The 19,564-nt window shown below is 71.3% G+C and carries 17 protein-coding genes; 10 read left to right on the top strand and 7 right to left on the bottom strand.

The window, feature by feature from the left end:
* From VM889_00660 to VM889_00640, 5 genes are all read left to right on the top strand, one after another.
* Window positions 1-774 (top strand): hypothetical protein (locus VM889_00660; protein HVL47049.1); only part of this gene is annotated, 774 nt, incomplete at its 5' end.
* Window positions 775-830: 56 nt separating this feature from the next.
* The gene (locus tag VM889_00655) at window positions 831-2,489 is read left to right on the top strand and encodes a hypothetical protein (protein HVL47048.1); all 1,659 of its coding nucleotides are present in this window, start codon (window positions 831-833) and stop codon (window positions 2,487-2,489) included.
* A gap of 31 nt (window positions 2,490-2,520) precedes the next feature.
* Window positions 2,521-2,865, top strand: a complete 345-nt coding sequence (locus tag VM889_00650) for a DUF202 domain-containing protein (protein HVL47047.1) — start codon at window positions 2,521-2,523, stop codon at window positions 2,863-2,865.
* Between the two features lie 49 nt (window positions 2,866-2,914).
* Entirely contained in the window at window positions 2,915-4,774 is a 1,860-nt protein-coding gene (locus tag VM889_00645) for a glycoside hydrolase family 15 protein (GenBank protein ID HVL47046.1), read from the top strand.
* Window positions 4,775-4,811: 37 nt separating this feature from the next.
* Entirely contained in the window at window positions 4,812-5,057 is a 246-nt protein-coding gene (locus tag VM889_00640) for a UBP-type zinc finger domain-containing protein (protein ID HVL47045.1), read from the top strand.
* Here the strand turns inward: VM889_00640 and VM889_00635 are convergent.
* Complete coding sequence (locus tag VM889_00635) at window positions 5,045-5,536, bottom strand: DinB family protein (GenBank protein ID HVL47044.1); 492 nt, start codon at window positions 5,534-5,536, stop codon at window positions 5,045-5,047. The genes VM889_00640 and VM889_00635 overlap by 13 nt on opposite strands.
* 77 nt (window positions 5,537-5,613) lie before the next feature.
* On the opposite strand from VM889_00635, the gene VM889_00630 reads away from it, so the two are divergent.
* Window positions 5,614-6,792: a PQQ-dependent sugar dehydrogenase gene (locus tag VM889_00630; GenBank protein ID HVL47043.1), complete on the top strand. Its 1,179-nt coding sequence runs from the start codon at window positions 5,614-5,616 to the stop codon at window positions 6,790-6,792.
* Between the two features lie 73 nt (window positions 6,793-6,865).
* Here VM889_00630 and egtD read toward each other — a convergent pair whose 3' ends face one another.
* The 3 genes from egtD to VM889_00615 all read right to left on the bottom strand — a co-directional run bounded on the left by egtD (window position 6,866) and on the right by VM889_00615 (window position 11,122).
* Window positions 6,866-7,825 (bottom strand): L-histidine N(alpha)-methyltransferase, encoded by a 960-nt coding sequence (gene egtD / locus VM889_00625; protein ID HVL47042.1) that lies wholly within the window; start codon window positions 7,823-7,825, stop codon window positions 6,866-6,868.
* Window positions 7,822-9,141 (bottom strand): ergothioneine biosynthesis protein EgtB, encoded by a 1,320-nt coding sequence (egtB, locus tag VM889_00620; protein HVL47041.1) that lies wholly within the window; start codon window positions 9,139-9,141, stop codon window positions 7,822-7,824. The genes egtD and egtB overlap by 4 nt, the downstream gene beginning before the upstream one ends.
* Before the next feature lie 61 nt (window positions 9,142-9,202).
* On the bottom strand, window positions 9,203-11,122 hold the full coding sequence (locus VM889_00615) for a S8 family serine peptidase (GenBank protein HVL47040.1): 1,920 nt from the start codon (window positions 11,120-11,122) through the stop codon (window positions 9,203-9,205).
* A gap of 166 nt (window positions 11,123-11,288) precedes the next feature.
* On the opposite strand from VM889_00615, the gene VM889_00610 reads away from it, so the two are divergent.
* Window positions 11,289-11,597 (top strand): hypothetical protein, encoded by a 309-nt coding sequence (locus VM889_00610; protein HVL47039.1) that lies wholly within the window; start codon window positions 11,289-11,291, stop codon window positions 11,595-11,597.
* A gap of 98 nt (window positions 11,598-11,695) precedes the next feature.
* Here the strand turns inward: VM889_00610 and VM889_00605 are convergent, their stop codons facing one another.
* From VM889_00605 to VM889_00595, 3 genes are all read right to left on the bottom strand, one after another.
* On the bottom strand, window positions 11,696-11,968 hold the full coding sequence (locus tag VM889_00605; protein ID HVL47038.1) for a UPF0058 family protein: 273 nt from the start codon (window positions 11,966-11,968) through the stop codon (window positions 11,696-11,698).
* A gap of 90 nt (window positions 11,969-12,058) precedes the next feature.
* Window positions 12,059-16,417: a DEAD/DEAH box helicase gene (locus tag VM889_00600; GenBank protein HVL47037.1), complete on the bottom strand. Its 4,359-nt coding sequence runs from the start codon at window positions 16,415-16,417 to the stop codon at window positions 12,059-12,061.
* 40 nt (window positions 16,418-16,457) lie between these two features.
* Window positions 16,458-16,883: a hypothetical protein gene (locus VM889_00595; protein HVL47036.1), complete on the bottom strand. Its 426-nt coding sequence runs from the start codon at window positions 16,881-16,883 to the stop codon at window positions 16,458-16,460.
* 106 nt (window positions 16,884-16,989) lie between these two features.
* On the opposite strand from VM889_00595, the gene VM889_00590 reads away from it, so the two are divergent.
* The 3 genes from VM889_00590 (at window position 16,990) to VM889_00580 (ending at window position 19,481) form a co-directional block, all read left to right on the top strand.
* Entirely contained in the window at window positions 16,990-17,721 is a 732-nt protein-coding gene (locus VM889_00590) for a PKD domain-containing protein (protein ID HVL47035.1), read from the top strand.
* A gap of 62 nt (window positions 17,722-17,783) precedes the next feature.
* Entirely contained in the window at window positions 17,784-18,389 is a 606-nt protein-coding gene (locus tag VM889_00585; protein ID HVL47034.1) for a matrixin family metalloprotease, read from the top strand.
* Between the two features lie 51 nt (window positions 18,390-18,440).
* Window positions 18,441-19,481, top strand: a complete 1,041-nt coding sequence (locus VM889_00580) for a hypothetical protein (protein HVL47033.1) — start codon at window positions 18,441-18,443, stop codon at window positions 19,479-19,481.
* The last annotated feature ends 83 nt before the right edge of the window (window positions 19,482-19,564 follow it).

Raw genomic sequence — 19,564 nt, 5'->3', positions numbered from 1 at the left:
CCCCTCGGCGATTCCCCCGCCGCGCCCGTCGCCGGCGCGGTGGCGGGTCTCGCCTTCCCGCCCTACCCGCGGGAATGGGCGCCTCAAAGCGGCAACACGGCCGAAGGACGCCTCGCGGAATATCAGGAGGCTTTCCTCCCGTGGATCGATCTCCTCCCGAAGTCCACGAATCCGGTCTGGCTCGCCTCCCTGTTCAGCGGACCGCTCGCCGGACGCAGCGTCGACGGCGCGCAATCGATGGCGCCCGGATTCTTCACGCTCGAGGCCTGGATCGGCCTCTGGAAGGACCTCGACCGGGACGGATACGTCGGCGACGCCCTCGACGAGGATCCCTACGAAGGCGGAACGCGACCGCTCCCGGACGACTATTCGGCGTCAGGCGGAGAGTTCATCGGGGCCTTCGCGCGATCGACGGCGGACCCCGCCTCGGGGACGAAAGCCACGATCGTCGCGACCCTCGTTCCGGACGACGACTGGGGCGTTCTCGGCGTCTACCCGGCGGTCTCCGAGATGCCGTTCGGCGCTCCCGCCTGGACGAGCTGCGAGCCCACCGAGCCCCTCTGCGCCGTGTTCGACGGCCCCATCGAACTCGTCCTCGGGATCGATCCGGCGACGCTCGGCCGCTATGCCGCGGGCGGCACCGTGTTCATGCCGCTCGGCTCGCCGGGTTTCACCGTGTGCACGGAAACCCTGTGGGTGAGACAGGTCCTGCACGGCGAATCGCTCACCGAGACCGTCCGCGACTGCGACCGCGTCGAGCGGTGGATGCGCTGACGAACGGCGCGAAAGATTAAGTCCCGCGACCGCACCGTTCCCCCACGGGAGGCTCCATGCGCCGCGTTCTCGTCATCCTCACGCTTCTCGCCCTGGCCCCGCCGATGGTTGCGGCCGACGACGACGTTCTCGTCGCGTTCGAAGCGGGCGAGCCCGGGCGCGCCGCGCTCGACGCGGCGGGCCAGCGGAACTGCATTCGGGAAGCCTCGCTTGCGACCCCGGATCCCTCCTGCCCGGTCGAGAAGACGCCGATCGCCTACCCGTCCTCGGGCGTACTCGTCCTGGACGATTTCGTGACCGGCCTCGGCGTCAAGGACCCCGAGCGGACGCGGGCGGCCATCGAGCGCGGCGACCCCACGTTCCACAACAAGGCCGTCGGCGGCATGAACACCGCGCGCGCCTCGCGCGGGCAGCTGCCCGACATGATCCTTCCCGGTCACCAGACCTTCGAGGCCTGGTTCGGCTGGTGGAACGACCTCAACGGGGATGGCAACATCCAGCTGCGCCAGAGCAACTTCGAATGGTCCCCCGGGAACGAATGGGCTCCGAAGAACAACGCGATCGTCGCGAGCTGGATCGACCCCGGAAGCCACCCGACGATGACGAACCAGGCAAGGCCCGACGCGCTCACGCCGGACCTGCGTTACTTCGATGCCCATACCAGGTACATCCTTCCCGACAGCGTCGTGTTCCTCGATGGCTCGCTCCTCCAGACCTACAGCGTCGTGACCGTCGCCGACGCGCTCCTCGCGCCCGATGGCGAAGGCAACCCGTTCACGACGCGGCCCGCGTCGCGCGTCGATCTCGACCGGTACGCGGCCGTCGTCCCGGGTCCGGTCGAGCTTCTTTACGCGCAGACGCTCGGGCCCCTCGTGAACGCGGTCGGCAGCCCCGGCTACAGCACGTGTCCGAACGCGTGCCGTCCCCACCCTCTCCCGACCTCCGGCCTGCCGGAGGGGGAAACGCTCGCGGAAACGCAGGGTCGAGTCTGGGCGCCGCACCCGCGCGAATGGGAGCCGGAAAGCGGCAACACCGCGGCGGGGCGGCTCGAGATGTACCGCGAGCGGTACGCGGGGTGGATCGACCTCCTCGCGCTTACCGCCTATCCGAGCTACTCCGCGTTCCCGCGCGCCGGGCCCCTCGTCGGCGAGACGCGCGACGGCGTCCACGTCTTCGGTCCCGGCTACCTCACCTTCGAGGCGCGCGTCGGCATCTGGAAGGATCTCACGGAGGACGGCGTCGTCGGCCTCGCCGCCGGTCCCGATCCCTACCAGGGCGGAACCCGACCGATGCCCGACGAATACGACAATCCCGCGGGCGAATTCGTCGGCGTGGAGGGTCGGCAAGGCGAGGATGCGCAATACGAGATGATCTTCATCCGCGTCACGCTCACGCCCGACGAAGCGTGGGGACCCAGCGGGATCTGGGGGATGCGGCAGGGCCAACCCACGTGCAGCCCCCATCAGGTGCCATGCCTGCCCACGACAGGTTCGACGCCGTTCACCCTCGGCCTCGGCCGCGACAGCTCCACCCTCGGTCTCTATTGGACGACGGTTTCCATCCTGATGCCCGAGGGCTCCGTCGCGTTCGAAGCCTGCACGGAAACCGTGCTCGTGCGTCACGACGCGAATGGCGGCGAGCGCGTCATCGACGAGGTCCGCGACTGCGATCGGTTCGCGGCGTGGGATCCCCAGCGACCCATGACGCGGCCATGATTGCGATGCCTGTCCGGGTCGGAATCCGGCCATGGATCGCGATGAGGAGGCCCGCGTGCGCTCGAAGCTCGCGAACGAGCGGACCTTCGCGGCCTGGATCCGGACGGGGCTCGCCGTCGTCGCGGTCGGAATCGCGATCGCGCGGTTCCTGCCCGGTCGCGCGCCCGCATCGCAGCTGGCCTTTCTCGGTCTCGGGATCGGGTTCGCCTTCGCGGGCGTCTTGCTCTTCGCCTTCGCCGCCTACGACTACAGCCGGGCGCGCTCGGAGATCCGGGACGAGCGCTACAACGCGCCGAATCGCTGGCTCGTCGCCATCGCGATCCTTGTTGGAGCGCTGAGCCTCGGCGTCGTCGCGGCGCTCGCCTTCGGTCTCTGATCGACGACGCGGCCGGACCGGTGAAGCGGCGACGCGGACACCCACATCCATGGCCGCCGCGCGACCGCTCGCCCGGAACGCCTACCCGGGCCTCAACGACTACGGCCTCGTCGGCGACGGCGTGAGCGCGGCGCTCGTCGGGAGCGAGGGAGGCGTCGACTGGTGGTGCCCCGATCGCTTCGACGCGCCAAGCGTGTTCGCGCGCATCCTCGACCTCGACCGCGGCGGTCACTTCACGATCGCGCCCCCGGTGCGCCACGCGCGGACGTTCGCGTACCTCGATGGAACGAACGTCCTCCGGACGCGCTTCCGCACGAGCGACGCGGACGTCCATCTCACGACCTTCATGCCCCACATCGAGGGCTCCGTCGACGCGTCCTCCGGGCCGCGCCGGATCGTGCGCCTCCTGGCCTGCGATCGGGGCGAGATCGACGTCACGATCGAGCTCGTCCCCGGGTTCGACTACGGGCGCCGACCGGCGGAGGCGAGGACGACGCGGAACGGCGTCGAGCTCTGGCCCGTGACGGGCGGGCGGGACGGCCTCGCGCTCGCGTCGACCGTGCCGCTCGAAGCGGGGCCGGGTCGAGTCGAGACGACGTTCCGCGCGCGGCCCGGCGAGCGCCACGCATTCGTCCTCGACTGGCGGACCCTCGACGAGCCCGCGCCGGCGGTCGATGCCCGCGCGCTCGCGCCGCGACTCCTCGACGAGGAGATCTCCTTCTGGAACCGGTGGCTTTCGCGATGCGCGTACCATGGCCCCTACCGCGCGGAGGTCGAGCGCAGCGCCCTCGCGCTGAAGCTCATGCAGCACGCCCCGACCGGCGCCTTCGTCGCCGCGCCGACGACCTCGCTCCCCGAATCGCTCGGCGGTTTTCGCAACTGGGACTATCGGTTCGCGTGGCTCAGGGACGGCGTCTTCATCGTCATGGCGTTCGAGACGCTCGGGTACAAGGACGAGGCGCGCCGCTTCAAGGAGTGGCTCGCCGCCATCCTCCGCCGCGACGCTCCGGACGACATCCAGATGCTCTATCAGGTCGACGGGGCCCGCGAGCTTGAGGAGATCCGCCTCGACCATCTCGAAGGCTATCGACGTTCGTCTCCCGTCCGCGTCGGGAACGCGGCCGCCGAGCAGCACCAGCTCGACACCTACGGCGAGGTGATGATGTGCTTCCACCGCGCGAAGCATGTCTTCGAGGGCGAGCACCGCGACGAGAACTGGCGCGCGATCCGGTCGCTCGTGGAATGGGTCCGCGAGCACTGGGAGCGCGGCGATTCGGGTCTCTGGGAGATGCGCGGCCGCCACCGCCATTACGTGTACTCGAAGATGATGGCCTGGTTCGCGCTCGACCACGGACTCAAGATCGCGGCGGAAAACGATCTCGACGCGCCGTTCGCGGCGTGGGACCGCGCGATGGACGCCGTGCGCGATCGCCTCATGACGTCCGGCTGGAGCGAGGATTTCGGCTCCTTCGTGCAGAGCGAGGAGCGCGCGGACGCGGACGCGTCGAACCTCCTGCTCCCCATCCTCGGGTTCATCGATTACGGCGATCCTCGGATGCGCGCCACCGTCTCCCGGATCGTCGAGGATCTCGGTCAGCACGGGCTCCTCCAGCGCTACGTCGTGGACGACGGCCTCGACGGATCCGAGGGCGCGTTCCTCGTCGGCTCGTTCTGGCTCGCCGAAAACCTCGCCGCGGTCGGCGACGTCGCGGGCGCGCGCGCCGCCATCGACGCCGCCCTCGATACGGCCGGCCCCCTCGGGCTTCTCGCCGAGGAAGCCGACCCGGTGAGCCGCGAGCCGCTCGGCAATTATCCCCAGGCGCTTTCGCACCTCGGCCTCATCCTCGCGGCCGTCGCGGTCCGCGACGCGCCCCGGGTCGGAGTTCCCGCTTCCCGACGCTCCGTCTGAGGCGCGGTTCAAGCCGACGCGCGTTCTCCCTCCTCCGATGGCCGTCCGTTGCGCCCACATGCCCGCCGCCGAGGTCGCGCCCCGCGCGAAGGCGTGCGAAGGATGCGGCTCCGGATTCAACCTCCGGAGCTGCCTCACGTGCGGGCATGTCGGATGCTGCGAATCGCAGCAGGGGCACAACACGACGCACGCGAAGGCCGAGGGCCACCCGCTCATCCGGGCCCTCACGCCGGCAGGCGACGGGTGGCTCTGGTGCTACGCGTGCCGCGATTACGTCGGCTGAGCGGTTTTCCACTCGAGGTAGGATTCGTACGGAGGCTCCTTGTCGATGCGCCAGAGCATGGCGAGCACTTCGCCCCGGTGGTGCGTCGCCTCGTTCACGACCTCGTGGAGGAGCGTCTCGAGCGTCGTTTTCGACGTCTTGCCGCCGCCCCAATGCAGCGTCACCTCCTTCGAGAGGTCCGCGGGCTTCCGGCCCTTGAGGAACGATTCCGTCTTCGCCGTCACCTCGCGCACGCGCGCCTGCATCGAAGGCGCGTCTCTGAAGCCGTCCCACTTGGGCCCGTCCCACTCCTTTCCGGGGAGCACGTAGTGCAGGAACCAGTCCTCCATGTTGATGGCGTGCATGCTCACGTTCGCGATCGATTGATGGCTCGTCTCGTGATTGTGGGACAGCTCCTCCCACGTGCACTTCTGGACGTAGAAGTCCGCGAAGCGCTTCCACAAGTGGTGGTTGTATCGGACGAGGTCGAGGGCGCTCATGACGGCGCGAACGCCTCCGGCGAGCATAGCACCATCGTCGCCGCAACCGATAAACCGGGTCCGACCGTCCGTCCCGCATGCGCCTCGTCGTCGCGCTCCTCGTCGTCACCGCCGCCCTCGCGGGCTGCGCCGCCCCCGAGGGGAGCGAGCCCCGCTCCGGGCCGACGCCGCCCACGGACGGCGGCAACGCCCCGAACGCCACCTTCCGGGAGCCCCGGATCGGGCTCGCCCCGTTCCTGAGCGGACTCTCGGGGCCCATCCTGATCACGCACGCCGGCGACGGAAGCGGCCGCCTCTTCGTCGTCGAGCAGGGAGGCCGTGTGAAGGTCGTGACCAACGGCACCGTCTCCCCGCTCCCCTTCCTCGACGTCTCCCCCCTCATCTCGACCGGCGGCGAGCGCGGCCTCCTCGGCCTCGCGTTCGCGCCCGACTTCGAGACAACGGGACGCTTCTTCGTGGACTACACCGACCGCGAGGGCGACACCGTCGTCGCGCGCTACAGGACCGCGGCCGCGAACCTCGCGGACCCCGCGAGCGCCACCACGATCCTCAGCGTGAAGCAGCCCTATCCCAACCACAACGGCGGGCATCTCGCCTTCGGGCCCGATGGATTCCTCTACGTCGGCCTCGGCGACGGGGGCTCGGGCGGCGATCCCGAGGGCCACGCGCAGGACAAGAATTCGCTCCTGGGCAAGATCCTGCGGCTCGACGTCAAGGGCGAGAAGTATGCAATCCCGCCGAACAACCCCTTCACGGCCGGCGCGGGCAGGCCCGAGATCTGGGCATGGGGACTCCGGAACCCGTGGCGGTTCAGCTTCGACCGCGAGACGGGCGACCTCTGGATCGCGGACGTGGGACAGCGCGAACGCGAGGAGGTCAACTTCCAGCCCGCGAAAAGCCTCGGCGGCGAGAACTACGGTTGGAACGTGTGGGAGGGCACGAAGCGCTTCAAGAGCGGCGAGGCCTCGGGCAACGTCGTGTTCCCCGTGGCCGAATACGACCACGGCGGAGGCCACTGCAGCGTCACGGGCGGATACGCCTATCGAGGCGGCAGGATTCCCGACCTCGTCGGCACGTTCGTCTACGGCGACTTCTGCAGCGGCACGATCTGGGGCACGCGCGCCGAGAACGGAACATGGGTCACGCGGAAGCTTCTCGACACCGATCACCGGATCGCGAGCTTCGGCGAGGACGAGGCGGGGGAGCTGTACGTCGTCGATATCGGGGGACGCGTGCTGCGGGTGATCAAGGCCTGAAGGGCGCGGCCCGGGTCACGGCGCGCGGGGACTGAACCGGCGCGACGTCGGGACGGCGTCCGCGAACGTCCGCTCACAGGCACAGGAGACTCAGCGCGAACCATTCCGCGGGATCGGTCCACGACTCGTGGAGGTGGAACCCGGCCCCGGTCGCGAGGTCCTCGATCATGGCGCGCGTGAACTTGTAGCTGTTCTCGGTGTGGATGCGCTCGCCCTTCGCAAAGGCGATGTCGAGCCCGAGCGCTTCGATGCGGACGGTCTGCGCCTCCGTCGATTCGAGCGAGATCTCGACGCGGTGCTCGGCGACGTTGTACTCGGCGACGTGCCGGAACCGACGGAGGTCGAAGTCGCCGCCGAGCTCGCGGTTGATGCGCGCGAGGACGTTCAGATTGAACGCGGCCGTGACCCCCTGCGGGTCGTCGTAGGCCGGCTCGACGATGAAGCGCTCCTTCTCGAGGTCCGTGCCGAGGAGGAGCGAGTCCATCGGGGACATGACTTCGCGCACGTCGACGAGGAACTTCCTGGCCTCGGCGGGGTCGAAGTTGCCGATGCTGCTGCCGATGAAGAGAACGACCTTGGGCGCGCCGTTCTCGCGGATCTGCTGCAAGCCCTGGCGGTAGCGCGCCGCAACGGGCTCGACGACGAGGCCCGTGTGGGTTCCGCGGAGCCTCCGGGCGGCCTCGTCGAGGGCGCTTTTCGAGATGTCGATCGGGCGGTACACGAGCTTGTCCTGCCGCCGCAGGATGGCCTCGATCATGAGCGAGGTCTTGCGGCTGCTTCCGGAACCCAGCTCGACCAGCTCGACGCCCTCGGGCAGCCGCGCGGCGATGCGGTCGGCGTGCATGCGCAGGATGGTCTCCTCGGTCCGCGTGAGGTAGTATTCGGGAAGGAGCGTGATGACCTCGAAGAGCGCGCTGCCCACGTCGTCGTAGAACCAGCGCGGGGGGAGCGACTTCGCCTTCGCGCCGAGGCCGAGGCGGACGTCGGAGGCGAACGCGGGATTGGGCGTCGCGGGTTCGAGGGCCGAGGTCATGGATCCACGTCCTTGGCGAGGCGGAAGCCGGCGAATTCCTGCTGATGATCGGGCTGGTGCCAATTGCGGAAGGCCGGGCGCGCGACGCTCGGCGCCGTCGCCCAGCTTCCGCCCTTGAGCACGAAGTAGCCGCCTTTCATGAAAGGTACGCTGTAGCCGTCGTACGGGAAGGCCTCGAAGCCGTCGTAAGGCTCGAACTCGCTCGCGGTCCATTCCCAGACGTCGCCCACCATCTGGTGCGCGCCGACGGCGGACACGCCGTCGGGATAGGCGCCGGCATCGGCGACGCCGAAGAGACGGGCGCCGAGATTCGCGCGGCGCGGCTCCCAGGGAGCGTCGCCCCAAGGGAACGCGCGCGTCGCGCCCGTCGCGGGGTCCCAACGCGCGGCCTTCTCCCACTCGGCCTCGGTCGGAAGGCGCGCGCCCGCGAAGCGCGCGTAGGCTTCCGCTTCATACCAGGAGACGTGGGTGACCGGGGCATCGAGCGGAAGCGGCGATTCGCGATCGAATTCCCGGAGCGTCCAGCCCTCCTCTCGCCTCGACCACGAGAGCGGGTGCCTCCATCCCCTCACGAGCTTCATCATCCAGCCGTCCTCGGACCAGAACTCCTCGCGGTCGTAACCGCCGGCTTCGACGAAGCGGAGATACTCGCCGTTCGTGACCGGCGCCCGGCCGATATTGAACGCGGGAACGTCGACCTCGTGCGCGGGCCATTCGTTGTCGTAGGTTCCGGCCGAACGCTGCGACCCCATCCTGAACGCGCCTGCGCGCACCCGCGCGAACCCGTCGGGCTTCGCTCCCGCGCGGCGGGGCTTCTCGCCCTCGCGCGGGGGGACGTAGCGCCCTTTGGGCATGAGGGCGAGCGTGATCAGCATCGTCTCCTGGTGCTGCGCCTCGTGGTTCAGGACCATGTGATGCACGAAGGCGTCGGCAAGGAGCGGGTCGGAGGCGTCGAGCGGGACCTTTTCGAGCGCCGCGAGCGCGGCGGCCCTCACGCGGGCCATCTCGCGCGTCGCCTCGTCGCGCGTCGGGAGGGCGAGCTTCGCGCGCTCGGGCTTGGCGTGGACGGCGGCGTCGAAGCGCGGATCGAGCCCTTCGGTCGCGCCTGCGTATCGCGCGCGGTCGGGCCCGGTGCGCTTCACGAGCCACAGCTCCTCGAAGCCGGGAACGTGGCCCACGTCCCACGCAAGGGGCCCCGCGAACGGCGAATGGAGCGCGGCGTAATCCTCGTCGGCCACCGGCGCGAGGAGCGCGAGGGTGCGGGCGCGGGTCTCGGCCAGGCGCTCCGCGATCGCCGGGCGCGGGTCGGATGACAACGGATCCGTGAGCCCGGGGCGGCGCTAATACCTGTCGCGCAGCCCGGGATCGGATTGATGCCTAAGCGATGCGACGTCGGCCCATCGCGAGCGCGAGGCCCGCGAGGATCGCGAGCGCGAGCGCGGGCGCGGGGGCGGGGATCGACTTGTTCGCGGGCAGGATCTCCTCGAGCCCTTCGCCGATGGCGCCGAGGATCGTCGAGGGGACCTGCCCCTCGCTGACGTCGAGCGTCCACGTGGCGGTCGGAGTCCCGACGGCGCGGAAGCCGTATTCGCCGTCCCGTTCGGGGAGGAACCCGACCGTGGCATGGCGCGTCCCGAGGCCGAACGGGCCCGAGATGTGCGCGAGCGGCTCGCCGGACGGGTCCAGGATCTCGAGCTGGAGGATGACGCCGCCGGTCGCGATGAGCGTCGCGCCCAGGGGCTTGCCCGTCGCGTTCTTGACCGGGAAGGTCCCGGTCGCCACGGGCGTCGTCCAGGAGCCCGCCTTCGTGACGTGCGCCGGCACGGGCGGCGTCTCGACCTCGGGCGTCGGCCGGTCGGCGCGCTCCGCCGCGAGGCGCACGGCCTTCAGGACGTCGATGCGGCCCGCGCCGTATTCGTTGTCGGGGCCGGGCGCGCCCCAGTCCTCGGCGGTCGCGGTGAGGATCTCGCGCACCGCGTCGGGCTCAAGCGCCGGGTTCGCGGCGAGAACGAGCGCGGCGGTGCCGGCCGCGAACGGCGCGGCCATCGAGGTGCCCGTCTTCTCGGTGTAGCCGTTGTCCTTCTCGGCGTCGGCCGCGTTGATGCGCGTGCCGGGCGCCGCGAGGTCGGGCTTCACGCGCCCGTCGGCCGTGGGGCCGCGGCTCGAGGAGGCTGTGAGCGAGAATCCGTACATGGCGCCGAACTCCTGGCTGACGACGCCGCCGGGAAGGGTCAGGCGGAGCGGCGAGCGGGAGGGGTCGAGCATGTTCCCGACCGAGATGATGCCGCGGGCGCCTCCGGGAATGGTGGTCGTCGAAGGGTCGGGACCCGAGTTGCCGTTGCTCTTGAACGTCACGATCCCCGCGTCCCAGGCGGCATCGACGGCGCGCTCGAGGGCGCTCGTTCCGTCCTTGGTCGTTCCGAAGCCGAAGCTCATCGTCGCGATCCGGATGCCGTAGACGTCGCGGTTCTTTACGACCCATTCATAGGCCGCGATCGCGTTCGCCTGCGTGTCCGGGTTCTTCGCGCCGGTGATCTTGAGCCCGACCATCGAGGCGCCGGGCGCGACCCCCGCGAACGTGCCGTTGCTCGCGGCTCCGGTTCCCACGGCGATGCCGGCGACGTGCGTGCCGTGGGTGGCGCCGTCGTAGTGCTCGTCATGGTTCTCGTCGCCGAGGTCGACGAACGCGAGGACCTTGCCCACGAGGTCGCGGTGCTGCGAGAACCCGGTGTCGAGGATCGCGATGGTGTTGTCCTTCGTCGAGAAGGTGGACGGGTCGCCATCGCCGTCGCCCGTGATGGAGAGGTTGAGCTGAACCGCGCGGGCGCCCGTGAAGACGGTCGCCGTGTCGAGCTCCGCGACGCCCGGACGGCTCCATTCGAGCTGGCGGACGTCGTCGCGCGCCGCGAGGGCGAGGACCTGGGGGAGGGTGAGGCGCGCCGCGAAGGCGGGGACGATCGTGAAGGTGCGGTGCGCCTCGAATCCGTGGGCGCGCTCGAGGGCGGGCGTGAGGCGCGTCGCGTCGGCCCGCGCGACGAAGCTCACGAGGACATCGATCGCGGGCGCGGCGAGGAAGGCCCGCTCGAGATCGTCGAACACCTTGTTGCCGTCCGCGTCGTTGACCGCGGTCGCGCGCGGCAGGAGCCGGACCGCTTCCCGCGCCGCCGCGTCGGAGGCCGGGGGCGCGGCGAGGGGCGCGAGCGGCGGAGGCGCCGTCAAGGGCGTCGGCGCGGCCGAGGCGGTGAGGATGGGCAGGGCGACGAGGGCAAGGGCGAGAACCAGGCTGAGACGGCGCACGGCGACCACCCGGTCTCTGTTCGCATGTACCTTGTGGCGCGCCGTCCACCCAGGGGGGCGGAGGAGGCTCCAGGGGGGGGCCTTTTCCCGTCCTGCCGTACAAACGATCCGCGGAACGTTAAATAGTCCGGAAGACCCCATAGGGTATGGGTGGAGCGTGGCCCAGATGCTGAAATTGTCCTCGGGCGCGGATTTCTCGCGGATGCTCAGGCAGCGCGGCCAGACCGCGGTCCTCTTCCTGCCGCGCGGTCATGGTCTCGACGAGGTCGAGGCGGCCGTGGAGCGCGCCGGCGACCACGCGGACGTGCACCTCGCGGCCGCTGAGATCGATCCGCTGAGCCCCCTCGCGCGTCAGTATCGCATCGGCGAGGAGCCCACCGTGATCCTTTTCGAGAATGGACGCGCCCAGCGCCGGCTGGACGCGGACAAGCCCGACGGCTTCAGCGAGGCCGCCGTGAGACGGTTCCTCCGGTAGGCCGGCTCGGCCAGGATTCCGATCCGAAACGGAGCGTCCGCTCCGCATTCTTGCTTTCGGGACAAAGCGCGCCCGCCTCGCGGCGGGCGCGGGCGCCCTCAGAGGGCGCGGGTCTTCGCCGCGAAGAAGTGAAGCGTGTTGCGCAGCTCCGCCGCGGGTCCCGCGTGCGAGACCGCCGCGTGGGACAGCGCCTCGCCGAGCGTGAAAACCGCCTGCTGGTGCGCGCGACGGTCCTTGTACACGTGGACCGGCGTGACGCCCAGGGAGTCGTACGTCGCGAACTCCTTCGCCGTCGCGAGGCCGTTCGCTTCGAGCGTTCGCCGCATCTGCAGCAACAGAGCGTGTAACCTAATGAGATCCTGCTTTCGCATGTGCATCCATCCCGTTGGCATATAACGCGGAGGGAATGTAAAAGGTTATCGGGCCGACGCGAACCCCCCATGGGCCGTCCGGGCTGCTCCCTACGTCCGCACGTGGGACGGGACGAGGATCGCGCGTCCGCCTTCCGCGTCGAAGCCCACGTCGGCGAGCGCGCGACGCGCCGTCTCGACCTCGAGCACGGGCCGGTCGTTCCATCGCGAGATCGTGACGAAGCGTCGCGCGCGCGCGGCCGGCGGCGCGTCGAGGAGGCGCGCGAGGGCGGCGACGGCCCGCGCGAGCGCGTCGGGACGGTCGTCCACCGTCGAGGTGACGCGCTCGCCGTGCCGCTCGGCGACGAGCGCGGGGGCCCCGCCTTCGAGGACCACGTAGGTGCTCGCGGACCGGCTGAACCTCGGGGTACCCTCGGGGGAGACGCCCGCGCCGTAGACGAGGGCGGGATCCGTGGCGTTGAGGAGCGTCGCGACGGGCTCCGATCCGCGCGCGCGGGCTTCCGCGAGCGCCTCGACGGCGTCGGGATGCGCGAACTGGAGGCCCGTGAGCCCCCGGACGAAATACCCTCTCCGCGCCTCGCCCGCCATCTCCATCCGCTTGAGCGCGTCGGCGACGGCGCTCCAGGGGACGCGTCCGCCTTCGCGGTCGTGCCATTCCTTGACGACCACGCCGTACCGGTCGAGGAGCGCGACCGCCACGCGGCGGGCGCGCGCGTCCGCGTCCTCCTCGGGTCCGAGCACCGCCGGGGACCGGGTGAGGGTCCATCGCCCCATCCACACGGGCGGCGCGGCGCGGCGTCCCCCGGGTCGCCGGGGCGGGCGCGCCCGGGACGGGGCCCGGGCGACCGCGGCGCCCCGCAACGCCGACTTGAGCGCGGCGAAGGAATCGTTCGTGACCTCGCCCGCGCGCACGAGTCCCGCGAGGGCCCGCGCCAGCCGCCCGTCGTCGAACCCCGTCGCGTGACGGAGGTCCGGGAAGAAGGAGGCGCCCTGGCGCTCGAGCGCGGCGCGCGTCGCCACGCGGTCGGACTGCGCTTGAACCTCGATTCCGCCCGGAGGCGCGACCCACGCGCCGGCTTCGCCGCGGGGCAGCAGGCGCAGCCGCCCGCGCTCGGCGCCCTCCTCGCCCGCGCCCACCCACACGTGCTCGCCGCTCGTCGTGAGGTCGGCGAGCGCGGCGGGATCGAAGCGATCGACCCTCGCGGGGAACGCGTCGCGATCCCAGACCTCGGCGGGGATCGCGGCGCCCGCGAGCTGGCGCGCGGCTTCCAGCAGGCCGGCGATGCCCGCGCGCCGCGTCTCGGGGTGGAGGCCCTGCCATCGCAGCAGGAAGGATTGGAACGTCTCGAGATCGACCGGCTCGACCTCCCGCCTGAGGAGCGCGAGCGTCCGGCGATGGACGCGCGCGAGGACGCCGCGGTCCGCGTATTCCCGCCGCGCGCCCCCGGGGCGGAATTCCCCGAGGGCCGCGGCGCCGTCCAGGACGAGGGCGTCGAGCGCGGCGCGGGCGCGATCCGGGCTCCACCCGCGGCGCCGGGCGAGCTCCTCGGCCGTCGACGCGGCGCGCGTCCGCAGGTGTCGGCGCGCGACGGCGACGTCGTCGCCCTCGTCCTCGGCCTCGCGCCAGCCGGGCTCGCCCGCGACCTCGACGGGCACGATGCGGCCGTCGCGGGCCAGGGCGTCGAGCCAGGGTCGCGGATCGGCGTCCGACCGCGCGCGGATCTCGGCTTCGTTGAGAGGCCCCAGGGCGAGGAACGTCTCCGCGAGCTCGTCGACCGACCGCGCGCGGCGTCCGGGGACGACGCGCTGCAGCTCGCCCTCCTCGGCCTCGATCGCTTCCGGCTTGAGGAGGTCCGCGAGCCGGCCGCGGTCGAGCGCGTCCTTGAGGGTCTCGCGCGAGACCGGCAGCGTCGCGGCGCCGCGCTCGGCCTTGGGCGTGTCCCATTCGTACAGGAACACGCCCGTGAACTGGAAGACGAGGCTCGACGCGAACGGCGACGGCACGTCCGTCGCGACGACGTGGGTCCGGATGCGGCCGGAGGCGAGGCCGTCGAGGACTTCGCGCAGGCGAGCGACGTCGAGAGCGCTGGTCAAGGCCTCCTTGTACGTCTCCACGACGATCGGAAAGTCCGGGATCGCGCGCACGACCTGCAGGAGGTCGCCGGCCTTGAGGCGCTGGAGCCAGAACGGCGTGCGCTTGCGGCCGCGCCTTCGCGGCAGGAGCAGGGCGCGCTCGGCGTTCTCGCGGAACAGGGCGCCAAAGAGCGGCGAGAGGCCGACGTCCTCGATCACGATGCGCTCGGCGTCGGCCGCGCGGAGCGCGAGAAGGTCTGCGTCGGGCGGAGCCGTCTCCTGATCGGGGAATCGGAGGATGATGCCGTCGTCGTTGTACTGCGTCTGGACCTCGACGCCGACGCGCTCGCCGAGCCTGCGCGAGAGGGCGAGCGCCCATGCGCCGTTCACGCGGCCGCCGAAGGGCGAATGCACCACGATGCGGGGATCCCCGATCTCGTCCCTGAAGCGCTCCACGACAAGCGTCTCGTCCGACGGGACGCGTCCCGTCGCCCGGCGCTGCGCCAGGAGGTATTCGTGAAGGTTCAGGGCCGCGTCCCGCGAGAGCCCGAACTCCGCGCGCATCCAATCGAGGACGCCGGCGTCGTCGAGGCGCGTCTCGATCTCGCGCCGCGCGGCGCCGATCTCGCGCCCCAGCTCGTAGGGTCGACCCACGCCCTCTCCGCGCCAGAACGGCATCCGGAGCGCCTCGCTCGGGTGAGCCTGCGAGACGAGGAGCCTGTCCCGCTCGATGGCCTGGATGCGCCAGGCGTGGCTGCCGAGGAGGAACACGTCGCCGATGCGGCTTTCGAACACGAATTCCTCGTCGAGCTCCCCGAGGCGGGTCTTGCCGTCCGAGAGGTAGACCGCGTACTGTCCGCGATCCGTGATGGTGCCGCCGTTCGAGAGCGCGAGCAGCCGCGTCCCGGGAAGCGCGTTGAGCCGCCCGTTCACGCGATCGTAGGAGACGCGCGCCTTGAGCTCCGCGTGGAGGCGCGCCGGATGCCGGCCCGAAACCATCTCGACGACGCCGAGGAAGGTGTCGCGATGGAGGTCCCGGAACGGGTGGGCGCGGCGCGCGAGGCGGTAGAGGGCCTCGACGTCGCGCGGCTCCTCGGCGACGGCGGCGACGATCTGCTGCGCGAGGACGTCGAGCGGATCGCGCGGCGCCCGCGTCTCCTCGACCCGGCCCGCGCGCATCGCCCGGCTCACGGCGGCGCTTTCGAGGAGGTCCGCGCGGTGGGTGGCCATGAAGCGCCCGACGCTCGTCTCGCCGACGGAGTGGCCCGCGCGGCCGACCCGCTGGAGCCCGCGCGCGACGCCCTTCGGGCTCTGCAGGAGGACCACGAGATCGATCGCGCCCACGTCGATGCCGAGCTCGAGGCTCGAGGTCGCGACGAGACACGGAAGTCGACCCTCCTTGAGGTCCGCTTCGACGAGAAGGCGGGATTCCTTGCTCATGCTTCCGTGGTGCGCGCGGGCGATCTCTTCGCCCGCGAGCGCGTTCAGCTCGCGCGCCACGCGCTCCGCGAGGCGTCGGTTGTTCGCGAAGACGAGCGTCGTGGTGTGGCGGCGCACGAGCTCGAGGAGCCGCTCGAAGGCGCCCGGCCACACGGTGCCCTCGGCGACGTCCGCGAGGTCCTTGACCGGCACGAGGACCTCGAGGTCGAGCTTCTTGGGGCGGCCGGCGTCGATGACCGCGACGGCCCGCTCCTCGAGCTCGCCGTCCTCGCCCCATGCGTGGCCGCCGAGGAAGCGCGCCACCTCGTCGAGCGGGCGCTGCGTCGCGGAGAGCCCGATCCGGACGGGGCCGCGGCCGCGCTGGACCTCCTCGAGCCGCTCGAGGCTGAGGGCGAGGTGCGCGCCGCGCTTCGTGCCCGCGAGCGCGTGGATCTCGTCCACGATCACGTAGCGGACGTCCCGGAGCGCCTCCCGCGATGCGGCCGAGGTGAGCATCAGATAGAGCGACTCGGGGGTCGTGATGAGGACGTGCGGCGGGTCGCGGGCCATGCGCGCGCGCGCCGACGAGGGCGTGTCGCCCGTGCGGATCGCGGTGCGGAGCACCGGCAGGCGCTCGCCGCTTCCTGCCGCCTCCTCGGGAATCTCGACGAGCGGCACCTGGAGGTTGCGCTGGATGTCGTGGCCGAGCGCCTTGAGCGGGGAGATGTAGAGGGTGTGCACGCCCACGTGCTCCCCGCCGGCGCGCCAGAGCTCGTCGAGGCACCAGAGGAAGGCGGCGAGCGTCTTGCCCGAGCCGGTGGGCGAGAGGATGAGCGTGTGGCGGCCTTTCGCGATGGCCGGCCACCCGAGCGCCTGGGGAGGGCTCGGTTCGCCGAGGCGTCGCCTGAACCAGCGGGCGACCGCGGGATGGAAGCGCGCGAGGACGTCCCCGGCCATGGCGTATCGTAGCCCGCGCGCGGGCAAAGGGCTTGCGGGGTCAGAGGAGGTCGCGAAGGCGCGCCGCGTTCTCCTCCTCTTCGAGGGCGAGCGCTTCGAGGGCCGTGGCGAGCCCGGGCGACGGAGCGAGGGCGGCGGCGTCGCGGAAGACGGCGGCCGACGACTCCTTGATCGCGAGCCAGCTTTCGACGAGCTCCCGCGGCGAGAGGGTGCGGACGCGGATCGGGACCGCGCGCGAAGGGCCGCTCTCGGATTCCCACTCCGCGACGATGGCGGCGAGCCGGAAGCCGATGTCGTCGGAGCCGCGGGCGACGTCCTCGAGCACCTCGCCGACGGCGCGCCCGCCGCCGTCGTCCGCAAGCGCGCCGGCCGGATCGAAGCGTCCGAGTTCGGTGTTGACGTCGAGGAGGGCCCGCAGGCGTGCGAGAGCCTCCTCGCCGGAGGCGAGCGTCGCGGAGCGAGGCATGATCCTCGACCACCCGGGCGACCGGGCTTAGCTTGTTTCGTACGAGCGCCGGACACGCGCGCGATGTACCAGCAACCCTTAACGGCCGGTCGCGGGCGCCCCGCCGATGCGCACGCGCCGCGTGGTTCCCGTCGCGCTCCTCGTTCCGACCCTTGTCCTCGCGGGGTGCCTCGATCTGCCGATTCCGGGCTGGCCGTCGGGCGACGAGGGTCCGCTCCACGCGACGCTGACCGTCGTCCTCACGGGTCCTCCGACGGCCGAGGTCGGCGAAGCCGCGCGCTTCACCGCCGAGGTCAAGGGCGCGCGCGACAACCACGCGTACTTCCTCTGGTCCTTCGGAGACGGCACGGAGGAAAAGGCGGTCGACCTCTCCGAAACGACCCACACGTTTGCCGAAGCCGGCCGCTACACGGTGAGGCTCGTCGCGGTCGACGCGGAAGGCGCGCGCGGCGAGGCGTCGACGACGCTCGGCGTCGCGCTCGATGCGCGCTACGCGGGGACGCTCGCGCCGCAGCCGGTGGGCGAGCCCGCGTGGTCCACGTCGTTCCCGGTCGCCGTCGGCGGCGGGCACGTCGCGGGCGAGGTCAATCTCACGCGGCCCGAGGGACCCGTCGCGAATGCGCTCCCCGCGGCCGCCGTGGTGCGGATCCACGCACCCGGCGGGCCCGGCCCGGGCGCGCCCGCCTTCGAGCGCCGCGTCGAAGTTCCCGCGAACGGCGCCGTCGTGACGTTCGAGATTCCCGCGCCTTCGGAGGGCGCGTGGACGCTTTCGGTCGCCCTCGACGGGAGCGGCGGGATGGCCGCGTTCGCGGCCGTGGTCCACGTCCCCTATGCCTAGCGTCCCCTCCGGGGGCGGTTAAATAACCGGCGGCGCAGACGAGCGGCGCCCCGGTGGAATCCTTGCGCCGCGCGTTTTTCGCCGTCTTCGTCCTCGCTCTCCTCGCCGCCGTCGCGACCGTGGGCGGGCTCGACCTCGTGCGCCCCGCGTCGGGCGTCGTCCTCTTCGACGACGTGCGACACGCGCACTTTGAGGCCACCGGCGTCAAGGTGAACAAGGGACCCGCGTCCCGCGATCCCCTGGTCCTCAGGGTCAAGCTCGCGGGCGACGGCGCCGACGCGGACCTCTCCGTCGCGAGGGCGTTCCTCGCCGAGCGGTGGAACGTCCGGCTCGTGGCGCATCCCGACGGCGTGCCGCTCTTCCTCACGCGGCAGGACCTGTGGGCGACGAGCGGGTCGGCCTCGCTCGGCGCGACGCTTCCGTCCGGCATCGCGGCCGAGGTCTCGAATCCCGCGCTCGCGCCTTGCGTCCTCGTGCACGAGCTCGGCCATCTCCTCGGCCTTCCTCACAGCGAGGACGAATCGAGCGTGATGTACGCGAAGTGCTCCCCCGGCAAGGTCGGCCGCGCGGCCGTGTCGAGCGACGAACGGTCCAGGGTGGATCGTGTGGAGTCGATCACCGCCCGCCTCCACGGCCGCGTCGTCACGTGGGCCGAGCGCGTCGGCTGACGCCCGCATAGGAAGGTCTTTATTGGTTCCAACCGCTTGTCTCCCGGGCACATGCTCACGCCTGGGATGGGACCGGCGGACAGGTGGGATCATCTTGTCCCACGCGACGCCCGGCACGTCCATCTCATCACGCGCGGCAACGTGGACGGCATCGTCTCGTCGGCCATCTTCTTCTCGAAGTTTCCCGACGCGCGCGTTTCGTACGTCCCGAGCGCGACCGCGGCGGTCGAAGTCCTTCGCAAGGATCTCTCGGCCCGCGTGTTCTACGTCATCGACATCGGCCTCACGCCGCAGCTCACCCGGACCTTGAACCTCAAGGCCAAGACGGGCCAACGCGTCGTCCTCATCGACCACCACCAGCAGTCCGCGATGCACGCCCATGAGCTGGGCGCCCACGTGGAGGTGGTCGTGGAGGAGGCCGGCTCCGCCGCCTCGGTGGCGCTCCGGCACATGTCCTCGCCCGGCGCGCATCTCGACGCCGACCTGGAGCACCTGGAACGGCTCGCGGCCGTCGCAGACCTGGTGGAATATGGCGTTTCTCCTTACTATTTCGAATCCCTCTCGCGCTACGGCGCCGACCGGCTGGAGGAGGAGGCCGTCCATCTGGACTTCTCCTGGCGGCTTGAGGTCGAGGACGACCGTTTCCGCGCGATGACCGGCCGGCGTCTCGCGCGCGGCGCGTGGCCGAGCGAGGTGCCGGAGGTCCGCCGACGGTATCTCACGATGGTCAACGAGAACCGGTGGCTCAAGGCGAAGGACCGCGTCCGCTCGCGTCTCGTGATCCGCAACGGGGTGGGTCTCCTCAATTTCGGGAAGCGCAAGCCGTCGCTCCTCGGCTTCGGAACGCGCGCGCTCACGTCCGTCGCGAAGGAGGAGGGCGCCTCGGTCGCGGTGCTCGTGAACCGCCGACGCGACATGGCCTCGCTCGCGCTCCGCCGCGTCGGCGAGAGCGAGCTGAACCTCGGCCTGTTCGTCGAGCGCTTCACGGCGGTCCACGGCGTCGTCGGCGGAGGACACCCCGCGAGCGCCGGCGCGAAGATCCTCGCGCGCGACTTCCCGCTCTTCATGCAGGAGGTCTACGCGCTCGCGTAGACCCTCGCACATTCTTATGGGACGACGCGTTTAGGCCCGCGTGCGCCCCGTCCTCGCGCTTCTCGTCACCCTCGCCGCCGTCC

This window comes from Candidatus Thermoplasmatota archaeon, assembly GCA_035540375.1.
Taxonomy (GTDB): domain Archaea; phylum Thermoplasmatota; class SW-10-69-26; order JACQPN01; family JAJPHT01; genus DATLGO01.
Note: the sequence above shows the minus strand (reverse complement) of the source record. Positions and strands in the feature narration are given on the sequence as shown.

Excerpts from the sequence above, each read along its gene's own strand:
- VM889_00655 (HVL47048.1), top strand. The coding sequence starts at position 831 with ATGCGCCGCGTTCTCGTCATCCTCACGCTTCTCGCCCTGGCCCCGCCG.
- VM889_00640 (HVL47045.1), top strand. The coding sequence starts at position 4,812 with ATGGCCGTCCGTTGCGCCCACATGCCCGCCGCCGAGGTCGCGCCCCGC.
- VM889_00600 (HVL47037.1), bottom strand. The coding sequence starts at position 16,417 with ATGGCCGGGGACGTCCTCGCGCGCTTCCATCCCGCGGTCGCCCGCTGG.
- egtD (HVL47042.1), bottom strand. The coding sequence starts at position 7,825 with ATGACCTCGGCCCTCGAACCCGCGACGCCCAATCCCGCGTTCGCCTCC.
- VM889_00610 (HVL47039.1), top strand. The coding sequence starts at position 11,289 with ATGCTGAAATTGTCCTCGGGCGCGGATTTCTCGCGGATGCTCAGGCAG.
- VM889_00580 (HVL47033.1), top strand. The coding sequence starts at position 18,441 with ATGCTCACGCCTGGGATGGGACCGGCGGACAGGTGGGATCATCTTGTC.
- VM889_00590 (HVL47035.1), top strand. The coding sequence starts at position 16,990 with ATGCGCACGCGCCGCGTGGTTCCCGTCGCGCTCCTCGTTCCGACCCTT.
- VM889_00630 (HVL47043.1), top strand. The coding sequence starts at position 5,614 with ATGCGCCTCGTCGTCGCGCTCCTCGTCGTCACCGCCGCCCTCGCGGGC.
- VM889_00605 (HVL47038.1), bottom strand. The coding sequence starts at position 11,968 with ATGCGAAAGCAGGATCTCATTAGGTTACACGCTCTGTTGCTGCAGATG.
- VM889_00635 (HVL47044.1), bottom strand. The coding sequence starts at position 5,536 with ATGAGCGCCCTCGACCTCGTCCGATACAACCACCACTTGTGGAAGCGC.
- VM889_00645 (HVL47046.1), top strand. The coding sequence starts at position 2,915 with ATGGCCGCCGCGCGACCGCTCGCCCGGAACGCCTACCCGGGCCTCAAC.
- VM889_00595 (HVL47036.1), bottom strand. The coding sequence starts at position 16,883 with ATGCCTCGCTCCGCGACGCTCGCCTCCGGCGAGGAGGCTCTCGCACGC.
- VM889_00650 (HVL47047.1), top strand. The coding sequence starts at position 2,521 with ATGGATCGCGATGAGGAGGCCCGCGTGCGCTCGAAGCTCGCGAACGAG.